The 16758-nt window shown below is 73.5% G+C and carries 15 protein-coding genes; 14 read left to right on the top strand and 1 reads right to left on the bottom strand.

Going from position 1 to position 16758, the window contains the following annotated elements; translation table 11 throughout:
* Positions 1-24: 24 nt before the first annotated feature.
* From SZN_RS41855 to SZN_RS03375, 6 genes are all read left to right on the top strand, one after another.
* Positions 25-1446 carry an RsmB/NOP family class I SAM-dependent RNA methyltransferase gene (locus SZN_RS41855; RefSeq protein WP_007491433.1) on the top strand — a complete coding sequence of 474 codons (1422 nt, stop codon included), beginning with the start codon at positions 25-27 and terminating at the stop codon, positions 1444-1446.
* Positions 1447-1656: 210 nt separating this feature from the next.
* Positions 1657-2343 carry a ribulose-phosphate 3-epimerase gene (gene rpe / locus SZN_RS03395; RefSeq protein ID WP_007491431.1) on the top strand — a complete coding sequence of 229 codons (687 nt, stop codon included), beginning with the start codon at positions 1657-1659 and terminating at the stop codon, positions 2341-2343.
* Between the two features lie 78 nt (positions 2344-2421).
* Complete coding sequence (locus tag SZN_RS03390) at positions 2422-3465, top strand: sugar-binding transcriptional regulator (RefSeq protein ID WP_050814993.1); 1044 nt, start codon at positions 2422-2424, stop codon at positions 3463-3465.
* 138 nt (positions 3466-3603) lie between these two features.
* Positions 3604-3918 (top strand): barstar family protein, encoded by a 315-nt coding sequence (locus SZN_RS03385; protein ID WP_007491427.1) that lies wholly within the window; start codon positions 3604-3606, stop codon positions 3916-3918.
* A 131-nt stretch (positions 3919-4049) separates the two neighbouring features.
* On the top strand, positions 4050-5492 hold the full coding sequence (locus SZN_RS03380) for a GuaB1 family IMP dehydrogenase-related protein (RefSeq protein ID WP_007491425.1): 1443 nt from the start codon (positions 4050-4052) through the stop codon (positions 5490-5492).
* Between the two features lie 233 nt (positions 5493-5725).
* Positions 5726-6178, top strand: a complete 453-nt coding sequence (locus SZN_RS03375; protein ID WP_007491423.1) for an Lrp/AsnC family transcriptional regulator — start codon at positions 5726-5728, stop codon at positions 6176-6178.
* 47 nt (positions 6179-6225) lie between these two features.
* Here the strand turns inward: SZN_RS03375 and SZN_RS03370 are convergent, their stop codons facing one another.
* A complete protein-coding gene (locus SZN_RS03370) occupies positions 6226-6966 on the bottom strand; it encodes a GntR family transcriptional regulator (RefSeq protein ID WP_007491421.1) in 741 nt (246 codons plus the stop codon).
* Between the two features lie 227 nt (positions 6967-7193).
* Between SZN_RS03370 and SZN_RS03365 the strand changes: the two genes are divergently transcribed.
* The 8 genes from SZN_RS03365 (at position 7194) to SZN_RS03330 (ending at position 16757) form a co-directional block, all read left to right on the top strand.
* Positions 7194-8369, top strand: coding sequence for an ABC transporter substrate-binding protein (locus SZN_RS03365; RefSeq protein WP_007491418.1), 1176 nt, complete (start codon positions 7194-7196; stop codon positions 8367-8369).
* A complete protein-coding gene (locus tag SZN_RS03360; RefSeq protein ID WP_007491416.1) occupies positions 8366-9262 on the top strand; it encodes an ABC transporter permease in 897 nt (298 codons plus the stop codon). Before SZN_RS03365 ends, SZN_RS03360 begins: the two co-directional genes overlap by 4 nt.
* Positions 9250-10062 carry an ABC transporter permease gene (locus SZN_RS03355; RefSeq protein WP_007491414.1) on the top strand — a complete coding sequence of 271 codons (813 nt, stop codon included), beginning with the start codon at positions 9250-9252 and terminating at the stop codon, positions 10060-10062. The genes SZN_RS03360 and SZN_RS03355 overlap by 13 nt, the downstream gene beginning before the upstream one ends.
* A gap of 4 nt (positions 10063-10066) precedes the next feature.
* Positions 10067-11134: an ABC transporter ATP-binding protein gene (locus SZN_RS03350; protein ID WP_007491412.1), complete on the top strand. Its 1068-nt coding sequence runs from the start codon at positions 10067-10069 to the stop codon at positions 11132-11134.
* Positions 11135-11231: 97 nt separating this feature from the next.
* Positions 11232-12695 carry an HAD-IA family hydrolase gene (locus tag SZN_RS03345; RefSeq protein WP_007491410.1) on the top strand — a complete coding sequence of 488 codons (1464 nt, stop codon included), beginning with the start codon at positions 11232-11234 and terminating at the stop codon, positions 12693-12695.
* Between the two features lie 121 nt (positions 12696-12816).
* On the top strand, positions 12817-14013 hold the full coding sequence (locus tag SZN_RS03340) for an MFS transporter (protein ID WP_007491409.1): 1197 nt from the start codon (positions 12817-12819) through the stop codon (positions 14011-14013).
* Between the two features lie 183 nt (positions 14014-14196).
* Positions 14197-14985, top strand: a complete 789-nt coding sequence (locus tag SZN_RS03335) for a carbon-nitrogen hydrolase family protein (protein WP_007491407.1) — start codon at positions 14197-14199, stop codon at positions 14983-14985.
* Positions 14986-15053: 68 nt separating this feature from the next.
* On the top strand, positions 15054-16757 hold the full coding sequence (locus SZN_RS03330; RefSeq protein ID WP_007491406.1) for a flavin monoamine oxidase family protein: 1704 nt from the start codon (positions 15054-15056) through the stop codon (positions 16755-16757).
* The last annotated feature ends 1 nt before the right edge of the window (position 16758 follow it).

The following is a 16758-nucleotide window of genomic DNA, read 5'->3' as shown; positions in this document are numbered from 1 at the left end:
CCAGCAATCCGGAGCACCTTTTTCGTGAGCGACACCTCCCGCCGGCCCGGCAGACCCGGCAAGCCCTACCGGCGGCCCAAGAAGGACCCCGTCCGCGTCCTCGCCTTCGAGGCGCTGCGTGCCGTGGACGAGCGGGACGCGTACGCCAACCTCGTCCTGCCGCCCCTGCTGCGCAGGGCCCGTGAGCAGGGCGACTTCGACGGACGGGACGCCGCGCTCGCCACCGAGCTGGTCTACGGGACGCTGCGCCGGCAGGGGACGTACGACGCCGTCATCGCGGCCTGCGTGGACCGGCCGCTGCGCGAGGTGGACCCGCCGGTGCTGGACGTCCTCAGCCTCGGCGCCCACCAGCTGCTCGGGACGCGCATCCCGACGCACGCCGCCGTCTCCGCCTCCGTGGAGCTGGCCCGGGTCGTGCTCGGCGACGGGCGGGCCAAGTTCGTCAACGCCGTGCTGCGCAAGGTCGCCCAGGACGATCTGGACGGCTGGATCGCGCGCGTCGCGCCGCCCTACGACGACGACCCCGAGGACCATCTCGCCGTCGTGCACTCGCATCCGCGCTGGGTGGTCTCCGCCCTGTGGGACTCGCTCGGCGGCGGCCGGGCGGGCATCGAGCGGCTGCTGGCGGCCGACAACGAGCGGCCCGAGGTGACCCTGGTGGCCCGTCCCGGGCGGGCCACCACCGCGGAACTGCTCCGCGAGGAGGCCGCGGTGGCCGGCCGCTGGTCGCCGTACGCCGTACGGCTGGCCGAGGGCGGGGAGCCCGGCGCCGTCGAGGCCGTCCGCGAGGGGCGCGCCGGTGTGCAGGACGAGGGCAGCCAGCTGGTCGCCCTCGCGCTGGCCGGCGCACCGCTGGAGGGCTCCGACCGGATGTGGCTCGACGGGTGCGCGGGACCCGGCGGCAAGGCCGCGCTGCTGGCGGCTCTCGCCGCCGAGCGGGGCGCGGTGCTGCTGGCCTCCGAGAAGCAGCCGCACCGCGCGGGGCTCGTGGCGAAGGCCCTGCACGGCAGTCCCGGCCCGTACCAGGTGATCGCCGCCGACGGGACGCGCCCGCCGTGGCGCTCCGGCAGCTTCGACCGGGTGCTCGTGGACGTGCCGTGCACGGGGCTCGGCGCGCTGCGGCGCCGGCCCGAGGCGCGCTGGCGGCGGCGCCCGCAGGACCTGGAGGGCTTCGCGCCGCTCCAGCGCGGACTGCTGCGCACCGCGCTCGACTCGGTGCGCGTCGGCGGTGTCGTCGGCTACGCGACCTGCTCGCCGCATCTCGCCGAGACCCGGGCCGTGGTCGAGGACGTGCTCAAGCAGCACGACGCGGCGGCCGAGCTGATCGACGCGCGTCCGCTCCTGCCGGGCGTCCCCGACCTGGGCGAGGGACCGGACGTGCAGCTGTGGCCCCATCTGCACGGGACGGACGCCATGTACCTGGCGCTGCTGCGGCGCCTGGGCTGAGCGGGCGTCCCGGGGCCCGCCGGGCGCCTCCACCCGTTCCGCGCGCCCGCCGCGCATGAGGCAGGCGGGCGCGCGGAGGGGCGGCTCCGGCCCCGCCGGGCCGCCGCCGGACGCCCGGCACGGCGGGTGCGATCCGGACAGACCGTCCGATGAACGCCTCAGGTCCGTACCGGGGCGTACATTCGTGCCCGGACATGGCAGGCTTGGGTCATGGCCGCGCAGATCAACCCCAGCATCCTCTCCGCAGACTTCGCCCGCCTCGCGGACGAGGCGAAGGCGGTCGAAGGAGCCGACTACCTCCACGTCGACGTCATGGACAACCACTTCGTCCCGAACCTGACGCTCGGCGTGCCGGTCGTGGAGTCCCTCGCGCGTGCGACGGACACCCCGCTGGACTGCCATCTGATGATCGAGGCCCCCGATCGGTGGGCGCCCCGGTACGTCGAGGCGGGGGCCTCCTCCGTCACCTTCCACGTCGAGGCGGCCGCGGCACCCGTGCGGCTGGCGCGGGAGATCAGGGCCCAGGGCGCCCGCGCCTCCATGGCGCTCAGGCCCGCCACGCCCATCGAGCCGTACGAGGATCTGCTCCCCGAACTCGACATGGTGCTGATCATGACGGTCGAGCCGGGCTTCGGCGGCCAGGCGTTCCTCGACATCATGCTGCCGAAGATCCGCCGCACCCGGGAGCTGATCGGCAAGCACGGCCTCCAGATGTGGCTCCAGGTCGACGGCGGGGTCTCCGCCGCGACCATCGAGCGGTGCGCCGAGGCGGGGGCGGACGTCTTCGTGGCCGGCTCGGCGGTGTACGGGGCCGGGGATCCGGCCGAGGCGGTCCGGGGACTGCGCGCTCAGGCCGAGGCGGTCACACGGACCGCCGCCTGGGCATGCGGCCACTGAGCCAAGGAAACGTGAACGGCGTCCATCAGGGCGGATCAAGAGCGCCGAATCTGCGAGGATGAACGGCGAGTCCAGAGTGTGAACAGCAGTGAGGAGAGCGCCGTGTCGGGTATGTCGGCGGGCCGGTCAGCCATGCGGATGGGGCCCGCTGAGCTGGTGCAGGCGGCGGCCATGGCCCGCCGCTTCTACCTGGAGGGAAAATCCAAGATCCAGATCGCGGAGGAGTTCGGCGTCAGCCGCTTCAAGGTGGCCCGGGTCCTGGAGACCGCTCTCGAACGGGACCTGGTGCGCATCGAGATCCGGGTCCCGGCCGAGCTGGACGCCGACCGCTCGGACGCGCTCCGAGCCCGGTACGGCCTGCGGCACGCGGTCGTGGTCGAGTCCCCCGCCGAGGTCGAGGAGACCCCCGACCCGGAGAACCTGGGAGAGGTGGCCGCCGACCTGCTCGGCGAACTGGTGAACGAGGGGGACGTGCTGGGCCTGGCCTGGGGCCGGTCCACCATCCACATGGCCGCGGCGCTCGACCGGCTGCCGCCGTGCACCGTGGTGCAGCTGACCGGGGTGTACGACGCCGGGACCGCCGAGCGCGGCTCGGTCGAGGCCGTGCGGCGTGCCGCGCAGGTCTCGGGCGGCGACGCCCACCCCATCTACGCGCCGATGCTGCTGCCGGACGCGGCCACCGCGGCGGCGCTGCGCCACCAGACCGGGATCGCGCGGGCCTTCGAGTACTTCGACAAGGTCACGGTCGCCTGTGTGTCGATCGGCTCCTGGGAGCCGGGCATCTCGACCGTGCACGACATGCTCAGCGACGAGGAGCGGGCCCACTACGCCTCGCTCGGCGTCGCCGCCGAGACGTCCGCGCACCTCTTCGACACCGAGGGCCGCCGGGTCGGGCGGGACCTGGGGGAGCGGTGCATCACGGTCAAGGCCGACCAGCTCCGCCGGGTCCCGGAGGTCGTGGCGATCGCGGGCGGGGCCCGCAAGGCGGCCGCGATCGACGCGGTGCTGCGCTCCGGTCTCGTCACCAGCCTGGTGACGGACACCTCGGCCGCCGACGTCCTGATGACGACCGGCCCGACGCCCCGTCCGGCGCTCAACAGGGCCGATCCGGACGGAAACTGACGGGACATCAGCGAAAGGGGCGGCCCGGGTGTGCCGCCCCTTCCGCACAGTCCCCCTCTCGCCCAGCCCCTCTCGCTCAGCCCCTTTCGCCCAGCCCCTTTCGCTCAGCCGCGACCACGACGACCGGACGGTGCCGCAATGACGGAGCTCGTGGTGACCCTGGACCTGACCGGGGTCACCGACAAGGCGGACCTGATGGACCGCTGCGCCGAGGCCCTGCGGCTGCCCGGCTGGTTCGGCCGCAACTGGGACGCGCTGGCTGACTCGCTCACCGACTGCACGGTGTGGCCCGAGGAAGCCGCCGAGCGCGGGATGCGGATCGTCGTACGGAACTGGCGGCCCTACGCCGGGGCCCGGCCCGCGGAGTGGCGGACCGCGGAGGAGGTGTTCTCCGAGGCCGTCGACCGCACCCCGGGGCTCACGGTGCTGCTCGCTCTCGGAGGATCCTCCTAACCGGGCTCTGACCTGCTTGGACGATGTGACCGTACGGCGCATTCCGGTCGGCATGGGACAATGAAGTACGTGCTCTTCCCCTTGGCTGACCTGTCCGGGGGCCACCTCTGATCGACTGGGATGTGCAGCACGTGCGTTTCCTCAACGACATCCAGCCCCCGTACGACCTCACGTACGACGACGTCTTCATGGTCCCGAGCCGCAGCGCCGTCGGCTCCCGCCAGGGCGTGGACCTCAGCTCCCCGGACGGCTCCGGCACCACGATCCCGCTGGTCGTCGCGAACATGACCGCCATCGCCGGACGCCGGATGGCGGAGACCATGGCCCGGCGCGGCGGCCTCGTGGTCATCCCGCAGGACATCCCGATCGAGGTCGTCACCGACGTCGTGGGCTGGGTCAAGAGCCGCCACCACGTCCTCGACACCCCCATCGTGCTGGCCCCGCACCAGACCGTCGCCGACGCCCTGGCCCTGCTGCCCAAGCGCGCGCACAACGCCGGTGTGGTCGTCGACGAGGACCGCAGGCCGGTCGGCGTCATCACCGACAGCGACCTGTCCGGCGTGGACCGCTTCACCCAGCTCGACGTGGTCATGTCCCGGGACCTGCTGCTGCTCGACGCGGACATCGACCCCCGCGAGGCCTTCACCACCCTCGACACGCACAACCGCCGCTACGCCCCGGCCGTGGACGCCGAGGGCCGTCTCGCGGGCATCCTCACCCGCAAGGGCGCCCTGCGCGCCACGCTGTACACGCCCGCCGTCGACTCCGCCGGAAAGCTGCGCATAGCGGCGGCCGTCGGGATCAACGGGGATGTGGCGGGCAAGGCCAAGCAGTTGCTGGACGCGGGTGTCGACACCCTCGTCATCGACACCGCGCACGGCCACCAGGAGTCGATGATCTCCGCGATCCGGACCGTGCGGGCGCTCGGCCCGCGGGTGCCGATCGTCGCGGGCAACATCGTCGCCGCCGAGGGCGTACGCGACCTCGTCGAGGCCGGTGCCGACATCGTCAAGGTCGGGGTGGGCCCCGGCGCCATGTGCACCACGCGCATGATGACCGGCGTCGGCCGGCCGCAGTTCTCCGCGGTGCTGGAGTGCGCGGCGGAGGCCGGCAAGTACGGCAAGCACGTGTGGGCGGACGGCGGTGTCCGCCACCCCCGCGACGTCGCCATGGCGCTCGCCGCCGGCGCGTCCAACGTGATGATCGGCTCCTGGTTCGCGGGCACCTACGAGTCGCCGGGCGACCTCCAGCAGGACGCCGGCGGGCGGCTGTACAAGGAGTCCTTCGGTATGGCCTCCGCGCGCGCCGTGCGCAACCGCACCTCCGAGGAGTCCTCCTACGACCGCGCCCGCAAGGCGCTGTTCGAGGAGGGCATCTCCACCTCCCGCATGTTCCTCGACCCGGTCCGTCCGGGCGTGGAGGACCTGGTCGACTCGATCATCGCGGGGGTCCGCTCGTCCTGCACCTACGCGGGCGCCGGGTCCCTGGAGGAGTTCGCCGACAAGGCGGTCGTCGGCGTCCAGAGCGCGGCCGGCTACGCCGAGGGCAAGCCGCTGCACGCCAGCTGGAGCTGACACCCCGTCAACAGCCGCTTGCGCGGCCCCTGTCCGCCCCGCCCGCCGGGACGGGCGGGGGCCGTTGCGCGCAGGCCCCGGGTGCCGCCGGCCGGTCAGCGGGCGCCGGCGACACCGTCACCCGGGTGGCCGCCGGGTGCCGGACGGCCGCCGGTCTCGTGTTCTACTTCCTCTGCGGCTGCCGCCGCTCCCGTCTCGCCGTGCCTGAAGTGAAGTGAAGTGAACGACCCGCAGTGCTGAACGATCTCGACGAACGCATCGTGCACGCCCTCGCCGAGGACGCCCGCCGCTCCTACGCGGACATCGGGCAGCTCGTCGGGCTGTCCGCGCCCGCCGTCAAACGCCGCGTGGACCGGCTGCGCGCCACGGGTGCCATCACCGGGTTCACCGTCCGCGTGGACCCCTCCGCGCTCGGCTGGGAGACCGAGGGGTTCGTCGAGATCTACTGCCGGCACAACACCTCGCCGGACACCATCCGCCGCGGTCTGGAGCGCTACCAGGAGGTCGTGGCCGCGTCCACCGTCACCGGCGAGGCGGACGCGGTCGTGCAGGTCTTCGCCTCCGACATGCGGCACTTCGAGCGGGTCCTCGAACGGATCGCCGGGGAGCCGTTCGTGGAGCGGACCAAGTCGGTGCTGGTGCTGTCGCCGCTGCTGCGGCGGTTCTCCTCCGGGCCGCCGGCGTAGGGCAGGCCCCCTCCGAGCGGCCGGTGGCGGGCCGGCCGCCGGGGCGTTCACCCGGCCGTCTTGCGGGCCAGCGCGTTGTTGCCGATCGAGTTGTGCACGCTGAAGCTCACCGCGTCCGAGCGGTAGCGGTCGTCCGACCACTCCACCGGGCGGCCCTCGCGGGTGGTGGTCACCCGCCGCACCCGCAGCAGCGGACTCGTACGCCGCACCCCGAGCAGCCGCGCGTCCCGGGCGCCCGCCGCCACCGCGTCGATGACGTGCTCGCCGTAGGCGAAGACCAACCCCGTGGTCTCGTACAGACGCTGGGTGACCGAGGGGCAGCCGGGCTCGATGGCCGCCACGGCCGGGGAGATCCAGTCCGCGTAGACCGTGCGCTCCAGCAGCACCGGCTCGCCGTCCAGCCCCCGCACCCGCAGGACGTGCAACACCGTTGTCCCGGGCTCCAGTTGGAGGCGGACCGAGTCCTCCTGCGTGGCCGGCCGGTAGCGCTGGCCGACCACCTCGCCGCTCGCCTCGCGGCCCCTCGTCTGCGCCCACTGGGCGAAGCTGCGCAGCTCCGCGAAGCTCTGGCTGCGCCGGCCGGCCAGCACCACCCGGCGGGCGCCCTGGCGCGAGCCGATGAGGCCCTCGGCGGTCAGGGACGCGACGGCCTGACGGACCGTGCCGCGCGAGACGCCGTAGTGCGCCGCGAGGTCGGTCTCGGCGGGCAGCAGGCCGCCGACGGTGTACTCCTCGCGGTCGATCGCCCGGCGCAGCTCGTCGGCGATCTCCTCGTGTCGCGCCGTCATGCTTCCCCTCTGAGTCGGTGGCTGTGCACAGCGTGACCAGCGTAATCGAGATCCGCCGGTGCTCGGAGCGGAGTGGGACTGTGCACGAACTGGCGGGTCATGGTTTCGCGAGTGTTTACCGTGGGGACATCGTGGGCGGGCGTACTGGGGTCAACTTGTTCAGACAAGTTGACCCCGCAGTTGCTTCCGAAGATCTCCTGCACCCTCGCGCGTCCCCTGGAGAAACCGTGTCCACGTCCCTGTCGAGCACAGCCCTGCCGAGAACCACCGTCCGAACCGGCGCCCTCGCCCTCGTCGCCGCGCTCGCCCTGAGCGCCTGCGGGGCGGCCCCCGACGACAGCGCCACCGCCGCGGGCGGCGGCAAGAGCGCCGCCACCGCCACCTCCGCCGCCGACTTCGGAGGCATGGACAAGCTCGTCGCGGCCGCCAAGAACGAGGGCAAGCTCCAGGCCATCGCCCTGCCCCGCGACTGGGCCAACTACGGCGCCCTCATCGACGGGTTCCAGAAGAAGTACGGCATCAAGATCGTCGTGGAGAACCCCGACGGCTCCAGCCAGGACGAGATCAACGCCGTCACCTCCCGCAAGGGCCAGGACCGCGCGCCCGACGTCCTGGACCTCGGCAGCTCCTTCGCGCTGAGCGCCGCCCAGCAGGGCCTGCTCGCGCCCTACAAGGTGCAGGCGTTCGCCGACATCCCCGAGGGGCAGAAGGACCCGAAGGGCCGCTGGTACAACGACTACGGCGGCTACATATCCATCGGCTGCGACGCCAAGCGCGTCAAGGAGTGCCCGAAGACCTTCGCCGACCTGCTCAAGCCGAAGTACAAGGGCCAGGTCGCGCTCAACGGCAACCCCACCAAGTCCGGTTCGGCCTTCGGCGGCGTGTACGCGGCCGCGCTCGCGAGCGGCGGCTCCTTCGACGACATCCAGCCCGGCCTGGACTTCTTCTCGAAGCTGAAGAAGAACGGCAACTACACGCCCGTCGAGTCGACCCCGGCCACCGTCGAGAAGGGCGAGACGCCCATCAGCATCGACTGGGACTACCTCAACGCCGGCTACGCCGACCAGTTCAAGTCCAAGGGCGTCGACTGGCAGGTCGCGGTCCCCGCCGACGGCCAGTTCTCGCAGTTCTACTCCCAGGCCATCAACAAGGACGCCCCGAACCCGGCGACCGCCCGCCTGTGGCAGGAGTACCTGTACAGCGCCGAGGGCCAGAACCTCTGGCTCAAGGGCTACGCCCGCCCGGCGCTGATGCCCGCCATGGAGAAGGCCGGCACCCTCGACGCGACGGCCGCCGCCAAGCTGCCGAAGGTCTCCGGGACGCCCACCTTCCCGACCGAGGAGCAGCAGAACAAGGCCAAGACGGTCCTCGGACAGGGCTGGGCGAAGGCCGTCTCCGGATGACGGCCGCCCTCACCGGGGCCGGCACGGCGACCGCCGCACCGCGCAAGCGGCGGCGCCGTGCCCTCGGCGCGCTCGCCGTCGTCCCGCTGCTCGTCTTCACCGCGCTCGCCTTCGGGCTGCCCGCCCTCGCCATGCTGGACGGCGCGTTCACCGTCAAGGACCCGGCCACGGGGGCGACGTCCTACACCACCGCCAACCTGACCGCCTCCCTCCAGGGCGCCTACCTCACGGCCCTGCTCGGCAGCGTCAAGCTGGCGGCCGTCTCCGCCGCGCTCGGCGCCCTGCTCGGACTGCCGCTCGCCCAGGCCGTGGTGACCTCCCGCTTCCGCGCCCTGCGCGAGGCCGTGCTCACCGCCTCCGGCGTGCTCGCCAACTTCGGCGGCGTCCCCCTGGCGTTCGCCTTCGTCGCCACCCTCGGCAACGCCGGAGTGCTCACCCGCCGCCTGGGCCTGACCGACAAGGGCTGGGACCTGTACAGCTTCTCGGGACTCGTCCTCGTCTACCTGTACTTCCTGATCCCGCTGATGGTCCTCACCATCACCCCGGCCCTGGAGGGCCTGCGCTCCCAGTGGCGCGAGGCCGCCCGCAACAACGGCGCCACCACCGCGCAGTACTGGCGCCACGTGGCCCTGCCCGTGCTGCTGCCCACCCTCCTCGGCGGCTTCGTCCTGCTCTTCGGCAGCGCCTTCGCCGCCTACGCCACCGCCGCCGCGATGGTCGGCAGCTCCGTCCCGCTGGTCACCCTCCAGATCGCCGACGCCCTCTCCGGCAACGTGCTGGTCGGCCAGGAGAACGTGGCGCTCGCCCTCAGCCTCGACATGGTCCTGGTCGCCGGGCTCGTCATGGCCGTGTATCTGCCCCTGCAACGACGGAGTGCGCGATGGCTCGCCTGAACCTGTGGCGCTGGGCCGTGCTCGGCGCCGCCGCGCTGTACTTCCTGGTGCCGCTGGCCGCGTCCGTCGTCTTCACGGTCGACGTCCCCGGCCAGGGCGTCACCTTCGACGCCTACGGCCGCATCCTGAGCACCGACGGATTCGTCACCGGACTGCTGCTCTCGCTGGAGCTGGCCGCCGCCACCATCGCCGTGGTCCTGCTGCTGATGGTGCCCGCCATGGTCGCCCTGCGGCTCGGCGTGCCCCGGCTGCGGCCGGTCGTGGAGATCGTGTGCGCGCTGCCGCTGGTCGTGCCCCCGATCGCGTTCGTCGCCGGCATCGGGACGGTCCTGAAGTGGGGACCCGAACAGCTCTCGCGCACCCCGCTGTTCCAGACGTTCGTCGCCCTGCAGAACCCCGACTTCCCGATCGTGCTCGTCCTCGCCTACGTCGTGATGGCGCTGCCGTTCGTGTACCGGGCCCTGGACGCCGGACTGCGCGCCATCGACGTCCCCACCCTCGTCGAGGCCGCCCGCAGCTGCGGCGCGAACTGGCCGCAGGCGCTGGTCCGGGCCGTCCTGCCCAACCTGCGCGGCGCCCTGCTCAACGCCTCCTTCCTCACCCTCGCCCTGGTGCTCGGCGAGTTCACCGTGGCACAGCTCCTCGGCTTCCAGCCCTTCGCCGTGTGGATCGTCAACGTCAGCGGCTCGCAGGCCCAGCTGTCGGTCGCCGTGTCGGTGCTCAGCCTGCTCGTGACCTGGCTGCTCCTTCTCGCGCTCGCCGGCGTCGGCGGCCGCACCCGTCCTACCTCCCGGGGATGAACCCATGACCGTGCTCGACCTCACCGCGGCCAAGGCGGCCACCGTCGAATTCCGCGCCCTGCGACGGGAGTTCGGCCCGACCCTCGCGCTGGACGGACTCGACCTCACCGTGCGGCCGGGTGAACTGCTCGCCCTGCTCGGCCCCTCCGGCTGCGGCAAGACCACCGCGCTGCGCATGCTCGCCGGCTTCGAACAGCCCGACTCCGGCGAGGTGCTGGTGGACGGCGAGGACGTCACCGCCGTCCCCGCGCACCGCCGGGACGCCGGGATGGTCTTCCAGTCGTACAGCCTCTTCCCGCATCTGAGCGCCCTGGACAACGTGGCGTTCGGGCTGCGCATGCGCAAGGTGGCCGCCGCCGAACGCCGTTCGCGCGCCGCCGAGTTGCTGGACCTGGTCGGGCTCGCCGACAAGGGCGGCAGCTATCCGCACCAGCTCTCCGGCGGCCAGCAGCAGCGGGTCGCGCTGGCCCGCGCCCTCGCCCTGCGTCCGCGCGTGCTCCTGCTGGACGAGCCCCTGTCGGCGCTCGACGCCAAGGTGCGCCTGTCGCTGCGCGAGGAGATCCGCCGGCTCCAGCGGGAGCTGGGCATCACCACCCTGTTCGTCACCCACGACCAGGAGGAGGCCCTGTCCATGGCCGACCGGGTCGCCGTGATGCGCTCCGGGCGCCTCGAACAGTGCGCCGCCCCCGCCGAGTTGTACGGCCGCCCGGCCACCGCCTTCGTCGCCGAGTTCGTCGGCACCATGAGCCGGATCCCGGGGCGGCTCGTCGAGGGAGGCGTCGAGGTGCTCGGGCGGCGGATGCCCGTGGACGGCGACGCGCCCGCCGCGGCCGACGTCGACGTGCTGGTGCGGCCCGAGGCGGTGGAGGTGCGCGCCGACGACACCTCCGGCGCGCGGATCGTCGCGTCGGCGTTCCTCGGCGCCACCACCCGGGTCACCGTCCGGCTGCCCGACGGCACCGAGCTCAAGGCGGACCTGCCCGCCCACGAGGGCGCCGCGCTCGGCGCCGGTGCCGCGGTGAGCGTGTCGCTGCCGCAGCGCCCGGTCCTGGTGGCCGAACGTCACCCCTGACCGCCGTACCCGGCCGCGCCGCGCCGCCTGGGCCCCGCACCGCCCGTCACCCCCCCACGCACCCCCCACGCACCCCCCACGCAGGAAAGAGACGACCGTGACCCGACCCCCGCTGCAAGCCGTCCTGTTCGACATGGACGGCACACTCGTCGACACCGAGCGGCTGTGGTGGGACGCGGTGGAGCGGATCGCCGGCCGGGCGCTGACCGGGGCGGACGAGCCCGACGTGCTCGGCCGCCCCGTCGAGCACACCGCCCGGTGGCTGGCCGCGGCCACCGGCGCGTCCGCCGCGCGGCTGGCGGACGCGCTGCACCGCGAGTTCGCCGGCCGGGTCCGCGCCGGGATCGTCCCCCGCCCCGGCGCCCTGGACCTGCTCGACGCGCTGCACCGCGAGGGCGTCCCCGCGGCCCTGGTCACGGCCTCGCCGCGGGCCGTCGCCGACACCGTCCTCGACGCGCTCGGCGCGCACCGCTTCGCGGTGTCCGTCACCGCCGACGACACCGAGCGGACCAAGCCCGCCCCCGACCCCTACCTCGCCGCCTGCCGGGCGCTCGGCGTCGACCCGGCGCGGTGCGTCGCCGTCGAGGACACCCCGACCGGGGTCCGCTCGGCGGAGGCCGCCGGCTGCACGGTCCTCGCGGTGCCCTCGCTGGCGCCCATCGAGCCCGCGCCCGGCCGGACCGTCCTCGCCACCCTGGAGGGCGTCACCCCCGAGCGGCTGCGTACCCTGCGGGCACCGCGGCCGTCCGCCGAACTGCGCGTGATGACCTGGAACCTCTGGCTCGGCGGCACCCGCGTCCACGACCACCTGGCCAAGCAGCTCAAGGCCGTCGAGGGCAGCGGCGCCGACGTGGTCGGCCTCCAGGAGACGAACGGCACCGCGGCGCGGGACCTCGCCGCGGCCCTCGGCTGGCACCACCACCAAGCCGGCGAGAACCTCGGCGTCATCAGCCGCCACCCGATCACGGACCGCCTCGGCGACCCCGGCGTCGGCTTCTACGGGGCGGCGGGCGTCCGCGTCCGGCTGCCGGGGGAGCGGCACGTCGACATCTGGACCGCCCACCTCGACTACACGCCCTACGGCCCCTACGAGGCCGCCTTCGACGGGCTCGGGGCGGCCGGCCTGATCGCGCACGAGGGGGTGCGGCTCGCGCAGATGCGGGACACCCTGCGCCGGATCGGGGAGAGTGCCGTGCCCGGGGTGCCCGTCGTCCTCGTCGGCGACTTCAACTGCCCCTCCCACCTGGACCGCGCGGACGTGGTGTGGCCGGTGACCAAGGCCGCCGAGGAGGCCGGCCTGCGCGACTCCTACCGCGAGGCCCACCCGGACCCCGTCACCCACCCCGGCCACACCTGGTCGCCGGTCCACCCCGTGCACGAGGACGGCAGCGGACGCCCCGAACCGCAGGACCGCATCGACTTCGTCCTGCACCGGGGTCTGCGCGTGCTCGGCTCCGAGACCCTCGTCAGCGGTCGGCCGCGGCCCTGGCCGGACGTCCGGCACAACGCCTGGCCCTCCGACCACGCGGCCGTGGTCACCACCTTCTCCCTGCGCGAGTGAGGCCGGGCGGCCTACCATCGGTGCCATGACCTGGCGACGTTGATCCTCCCGCCGAGCCTCCCGAGGGCCGCCTCGGACGCCGTACCCCCCGGCGTCCGACCAGTCCCTGCGGGAAGGCCCCATGACACGCTCACCTGCGCGCGCGCCCGCCGCCGGCGTCCGGCGGCTCGCGGCCACGCTGTACGGCCACGCGTTCCTCGACGACTTCGTCCTGCTCTACCCGGTGTACGCCCTGCTGTTCGCCGACACCGGCCTGTCCCTGTGGCAGATCTCCTCCCTGTTCGCCCTGTGGTCGGTCACCGCCGTGCTGCTGGAGGTCCCCTCCGGCGCCTGGGCCGACACGGTGTCCCGGCGCCTGCTGCTGCGGACCGGGCCGCTGCTGACCGCGGCCGGCTTCGCCCTGTGGGTGGCGCTCCCCTCGTACCCGGCGTTCGCGGCCGGCTTCGTCCTGTGGGGCGCCGGCGGCGCCCTCGCCTCCGGCGCCCTGGAGGCGCTGGTCTACGACGAACTGGACCGCCTGGACGCCGCCGGCCGCTACGCGCGCGTCATGGGCCGGGCGCGGGCCGCGCGGCTGCTGGGCACCGTGGCCTCCATCGGTCTGGCGGGCCCCGTCCTCGCCGCGGGCGGCTACCCGGCCGTCGGCGCCGCGAGCGTCCTCGCCTGCCTGCTGACCGCCCTCGTGGCGACCGCGTTCCCCGAGCACCGGAAGCCGCCGCCGGCCGCCGACGGCGGCTGGGCGGCGACCGTGCGCACCGGACTGGCACAGGCCCGCCGGGACCGCGGCACCCGCGGCGCCCTGCTGCTGATCCCTGCCGTCGCCGCCGTCTGGGGCGCGCTCGACGAGTACACCCCGCTGCTCGTGCGGGACATCGGCGTCGCCGAGGCGACCGTGCCCTACCTGGTCATGCTGATCTGGGCGGCCGTCACCGCGGGCAGCCTGCTCGCCGGGCCGGCCGAACGCCTCGGCACCACCGGACTCGCCGCCCTTCTGGCGGGCGCCGCCCTCGCGCTGGCCGTGGGCGCCGCGTCCCGCTCGCTCGCCGGGATCGTCCTCGTCGGCCTCGCCTTCGCCGGCTTCCAACTCGCGGAGGTGCTCGCCGACGTCCGGCTCCAGCACCGCCTCGACGACTCCCGCCGGGCCACCCTCACCTCGGTGGCGGGCCTGGGCACCGAGCTGGTCACCGTCGCCGTGTTCGGCGTGTACGCGCTGCTCGGCACGGGCGCCGCGCACAGCACGGTCTTCGCCGTCCTCGCCGCTCCCTACCTGGTGACGGCGCTGCTCCTGGCCCGGAGCGGCACCACGGCCGCACGGCGGTGACCCCGGGCGGACCACCCCCGGCGCGGTCCGCCCCGGCGCGCGCAACGAATCGCCGCCCGCCCCCGACCGGGCGCAACGAAACGCCCACCCGCGCGCAACGGCTCCTTCTTGCCCGCCCCGGCCGGGCGCCCGTACCGTCTACAGGGCCCGACACCCACCCCTTCCGCCCGGCGAGGACCCCGCATGCGCACCGCCCTGCTCCAGAGCTCCGGCCGCCCCGGCTCGACCGCCGCGAACCTCAAGGCGCTCGACGAGGCCGCGGGCCGGGCCGCCGCGGCGGGCGCCCGGCTGCTGGCCGCGCCGGAGATGTTCCTGACCGGGTACGCGATCGGCGACGAGATCGGCAGGCTCGCCGAGCCCGCCGACGGCGACTGCGCCGACGCCGTCGCCGACACCGCGGCCCGGCACGGCCTGGCCGTCCTGTACGGCTACCCGGAGCGCGCGGGCGACACCGTGTACAACTCCGCCCAGCTGATCTCCGCCGACGGCGCCCGGCTCGCGAACTACCGCAAGACCCACCTCTTCGGCTGCTTCGAGCACGACCACTTCACACCCGGCGAGCGGCAGGTGGTCCAGGCCGAACTCGACGGCGTCCGCGTCGGCATCCTGATCTGCTACGACGTCGAGTTCCCGGAGAACGTCCGGGCGCACGCCCTCGCCGGCACCGACCTGCTGGTCGTCCCGACCGCGCAGATGCACCCCTTCCAGTTCGTCGCCGAGTCGATGATCCCGGTGCGCGCCTTCGAGAACCAGATGTACGTCGCCTACGTCAACCGGGTAGGCCGCGAAGGGGAGTTCGAGTTCGTCGGCCTCTCCGTGCTCGCCGGTCCCGACGGGGTGGCCCGCGCCCGTGCCGGACGCGGGGAGGACCTCGTCCTCGCCGACGTCGACCCCGCGTTCGTCGCCGCCTCCCGCGAGGCGAACCCGTATCTGAAGGACCGCCGCCCCGGTCTGTACGGGTCGCTCGTCTGACACCCCGCCACCCCGCCACCCCGCCAACCGGGTTTCCCCCTGGCGCAGTCGCAAGGAGTCCGCACCCCATGACGTCCATGGTGCCCAACGCCGTCGAGCACACCGACGAGCAGCAGTTGCCGCCGATCACCATGTTCGGTCCGGACTTCCCGTACGCCTACGACGACTTCCTCGCCCACCCGGCGGGGCTCGGCCAGATACCCGCCACCGAGCACGGCGCCGAGGTCGCCGTCGTGGGCGGCGGCCTGTCCGGCGTCATCGCCGCCTACGAGCTCATGAAGATGGGCCTCAGGCCGGTCGTCTACGAGGCCGACGAGATCGGCGGCCGGCTGCGTACCGTCGGCTTCGACGGCCCCGGCACCGAGGGCCTGAGCGCCGAGATGGGCGCGATGCGCTTCCCGCCGTCGTCCACCGCCCTCCAGCACTACATCGACCTGGTCGGACTGCGCACGAGGCCCTTCCCCAACCCCCTCGCGGAGGCGACGCCCTCGACGGTCGTCGACCTCAAGGGCGAGTCGCACTACGCGGAGACGGCCGAGGACCTGCCGCAGGTCTACCGGGACGTCGCCGACGCCTGGAACAGGTGCCTCGAAGAGGGCGCCGACTTCTCCGCCATGAACCGCGCCCTGCGCGAGCGGGACGTGCCGCGCATCCGCGAGATCTGGGCGAGGCTGGTCGACAGGCTCGACAACCAGACCTTCTACGGCTTCCTCTGCGACTCCGAGGCGTTCAGGTCCTTCCGGCACCGTGAGATCTTCGGCCAGGTCGGCTTCGGCACCGGCGGCTGGGACACCGACTTCCCGAACTCCATCCTGGAGATCCTGCGCGTCGTCTACACCGAGGCCGACGACCACCACCGCGGCATCGTCGGCGGCTCCCAGCAACTGCCGCTGCGCCTGTGGGAGCGCGAGCCGGGCAAGATCGTCCACTGGCCCCACGGCACCTCGCTGGCCTCGCTGCACGACGGCCGCGCGCCGCGCCCGGCCGTCACCCGGCTGCACCGCACCGCGGGCAACCGGATCACGGTGACCGACGCGAACGGAGACATCCGCACCTACCGGGCGGCCGTCTTCACGGCCCAGTCCTGGATGCTGCTGTCGAAGATCGCCTGCGACGACTCGCTGTTCCCGATCGACCACTGGACGGCCATCGAGCGCACCCACTACATGGAGTCCTCGAAGCTGTTCGTGCCCGTCGACCGGCCGTTCTGGCTCGACAAGGACGAGGAGACGGGCCGGGACGTCATGTCGATGACGCTCACCGACCGGATGACCCGCGGGACCTATCTCCTGGACGACGGCCCGGACCGGCCGGCCGTCATCTGCCTGTCCTACACCTGGTGCGACGACAGCCTGAAGTGGCTGCCGCTGTCCGCGCACGAGCGGATGGAGGTCATGCTGAAGTCGCTCGGCGAGATCTATCCGAAGGTCGACATCAGGAAGCACGTCATCGGCAACCCGGTGACCGTCTCCTGGGAGGACGAGCCCTACTTCATGGGCGCGTTCAAGGCCAACCTGCCCGGCCACTACCGCTACCAGCGGCGCCTGTTCACGCACTTCATGCAGGACCGGCTGCCCGAGGACAAGCGGGGCGTCTTCCTCGCCGGGGACGACGTCTCCTGGACGGCCGGCTGGGCCGAGGGCGCCGTGCAGACCGCGCTGAACGCGGTCTGGGGCGTCATGCGCCACTTCGGCGGGGAGACGGACGCGGCCAACCCGGGTCCGGGCGACGTGTACGACGAGATCGCCCCGGTCGAACTCCCCGAGGACTGAG

Origin of the sequence: Streptomyces zinciresistens K42, assembly GCF_000225525.1 — a bacterium.
GTDB classification, from domain to species: domain Bacteria; phylum Actinomycetota; class Actinomycetes; order Streptomycetales; family Streptomycetaceae; genus Streptomyces; species Streptomyces zinciresistens.
This window is presented reverse-complemented; position numbering and strand designations above follow the sequence as displayed.

Bases quoted from the DNA above. Each gene is read 5' to 3' on its own strand.
- rpe (WP_007491431.1), top strand. From the start codon at position 1,657: ATGGCCGCGCAGATCAACCCCAGCATCCTCTCCGCAGACTTCGCCCGC.
- SZN_RS03385 (WP_007491427.1), top strand. From the start codon at position 3,604: ATGACGGAGCTCGTGGTGACCCTGGACCTGACCGGGGTCACCGACAAG.
- SZN_RS03370 (WP_007491421.1), bottom strand. From the start codon at position 6,966: ATGACGGCGCGACACGAGGAGATCGCCGACGAGCTGCGCCGGGCGATC.
- SZN_RS03360 (WP_007491416.1), top strand. From the start codon at position 8,366: ATGACGGCCGCCCTCACCGGGGCCGGCACGGCGACCGCCGCACCGCGC.
- SZN_RS03355 (WP_007491414.1), top strand. From the start codon at position 9,250: ATGGCTCGCCTGAACCTGTGGCGCTGGGCCGTGCTCGGCGCCGCCGCG.
- SZN_RS03350 (WP_007491412.1), top strand. From the start codon at position 10,067: ATGACCGTGCTCGACCTCACCGCGGCCAAGGCGGCCACCGTCGAATTC.
- SZN_RS03340 (WP_007491409.1), top strand. From the start codon at position 12,817: ATGACACGCTCACCTGCGCGCGCGCCCGCCGCCGGCGTCCGGCGGCTC.
- SZN_RS03335 (WP_007491407.1), top strand. From the start codon at position 14,197: ATGCGCACCGCCCTGCTCCAGAGCTCCGGCCGCCCCGGCTCGACCGCC.
- SZN_RS03330 (WP_007491406.1), top strand. From the start codon at position 15,054: ATGACGTCCATGGTGCCCAACGCCGTCGAGCACACCGACGAGCAGCAG.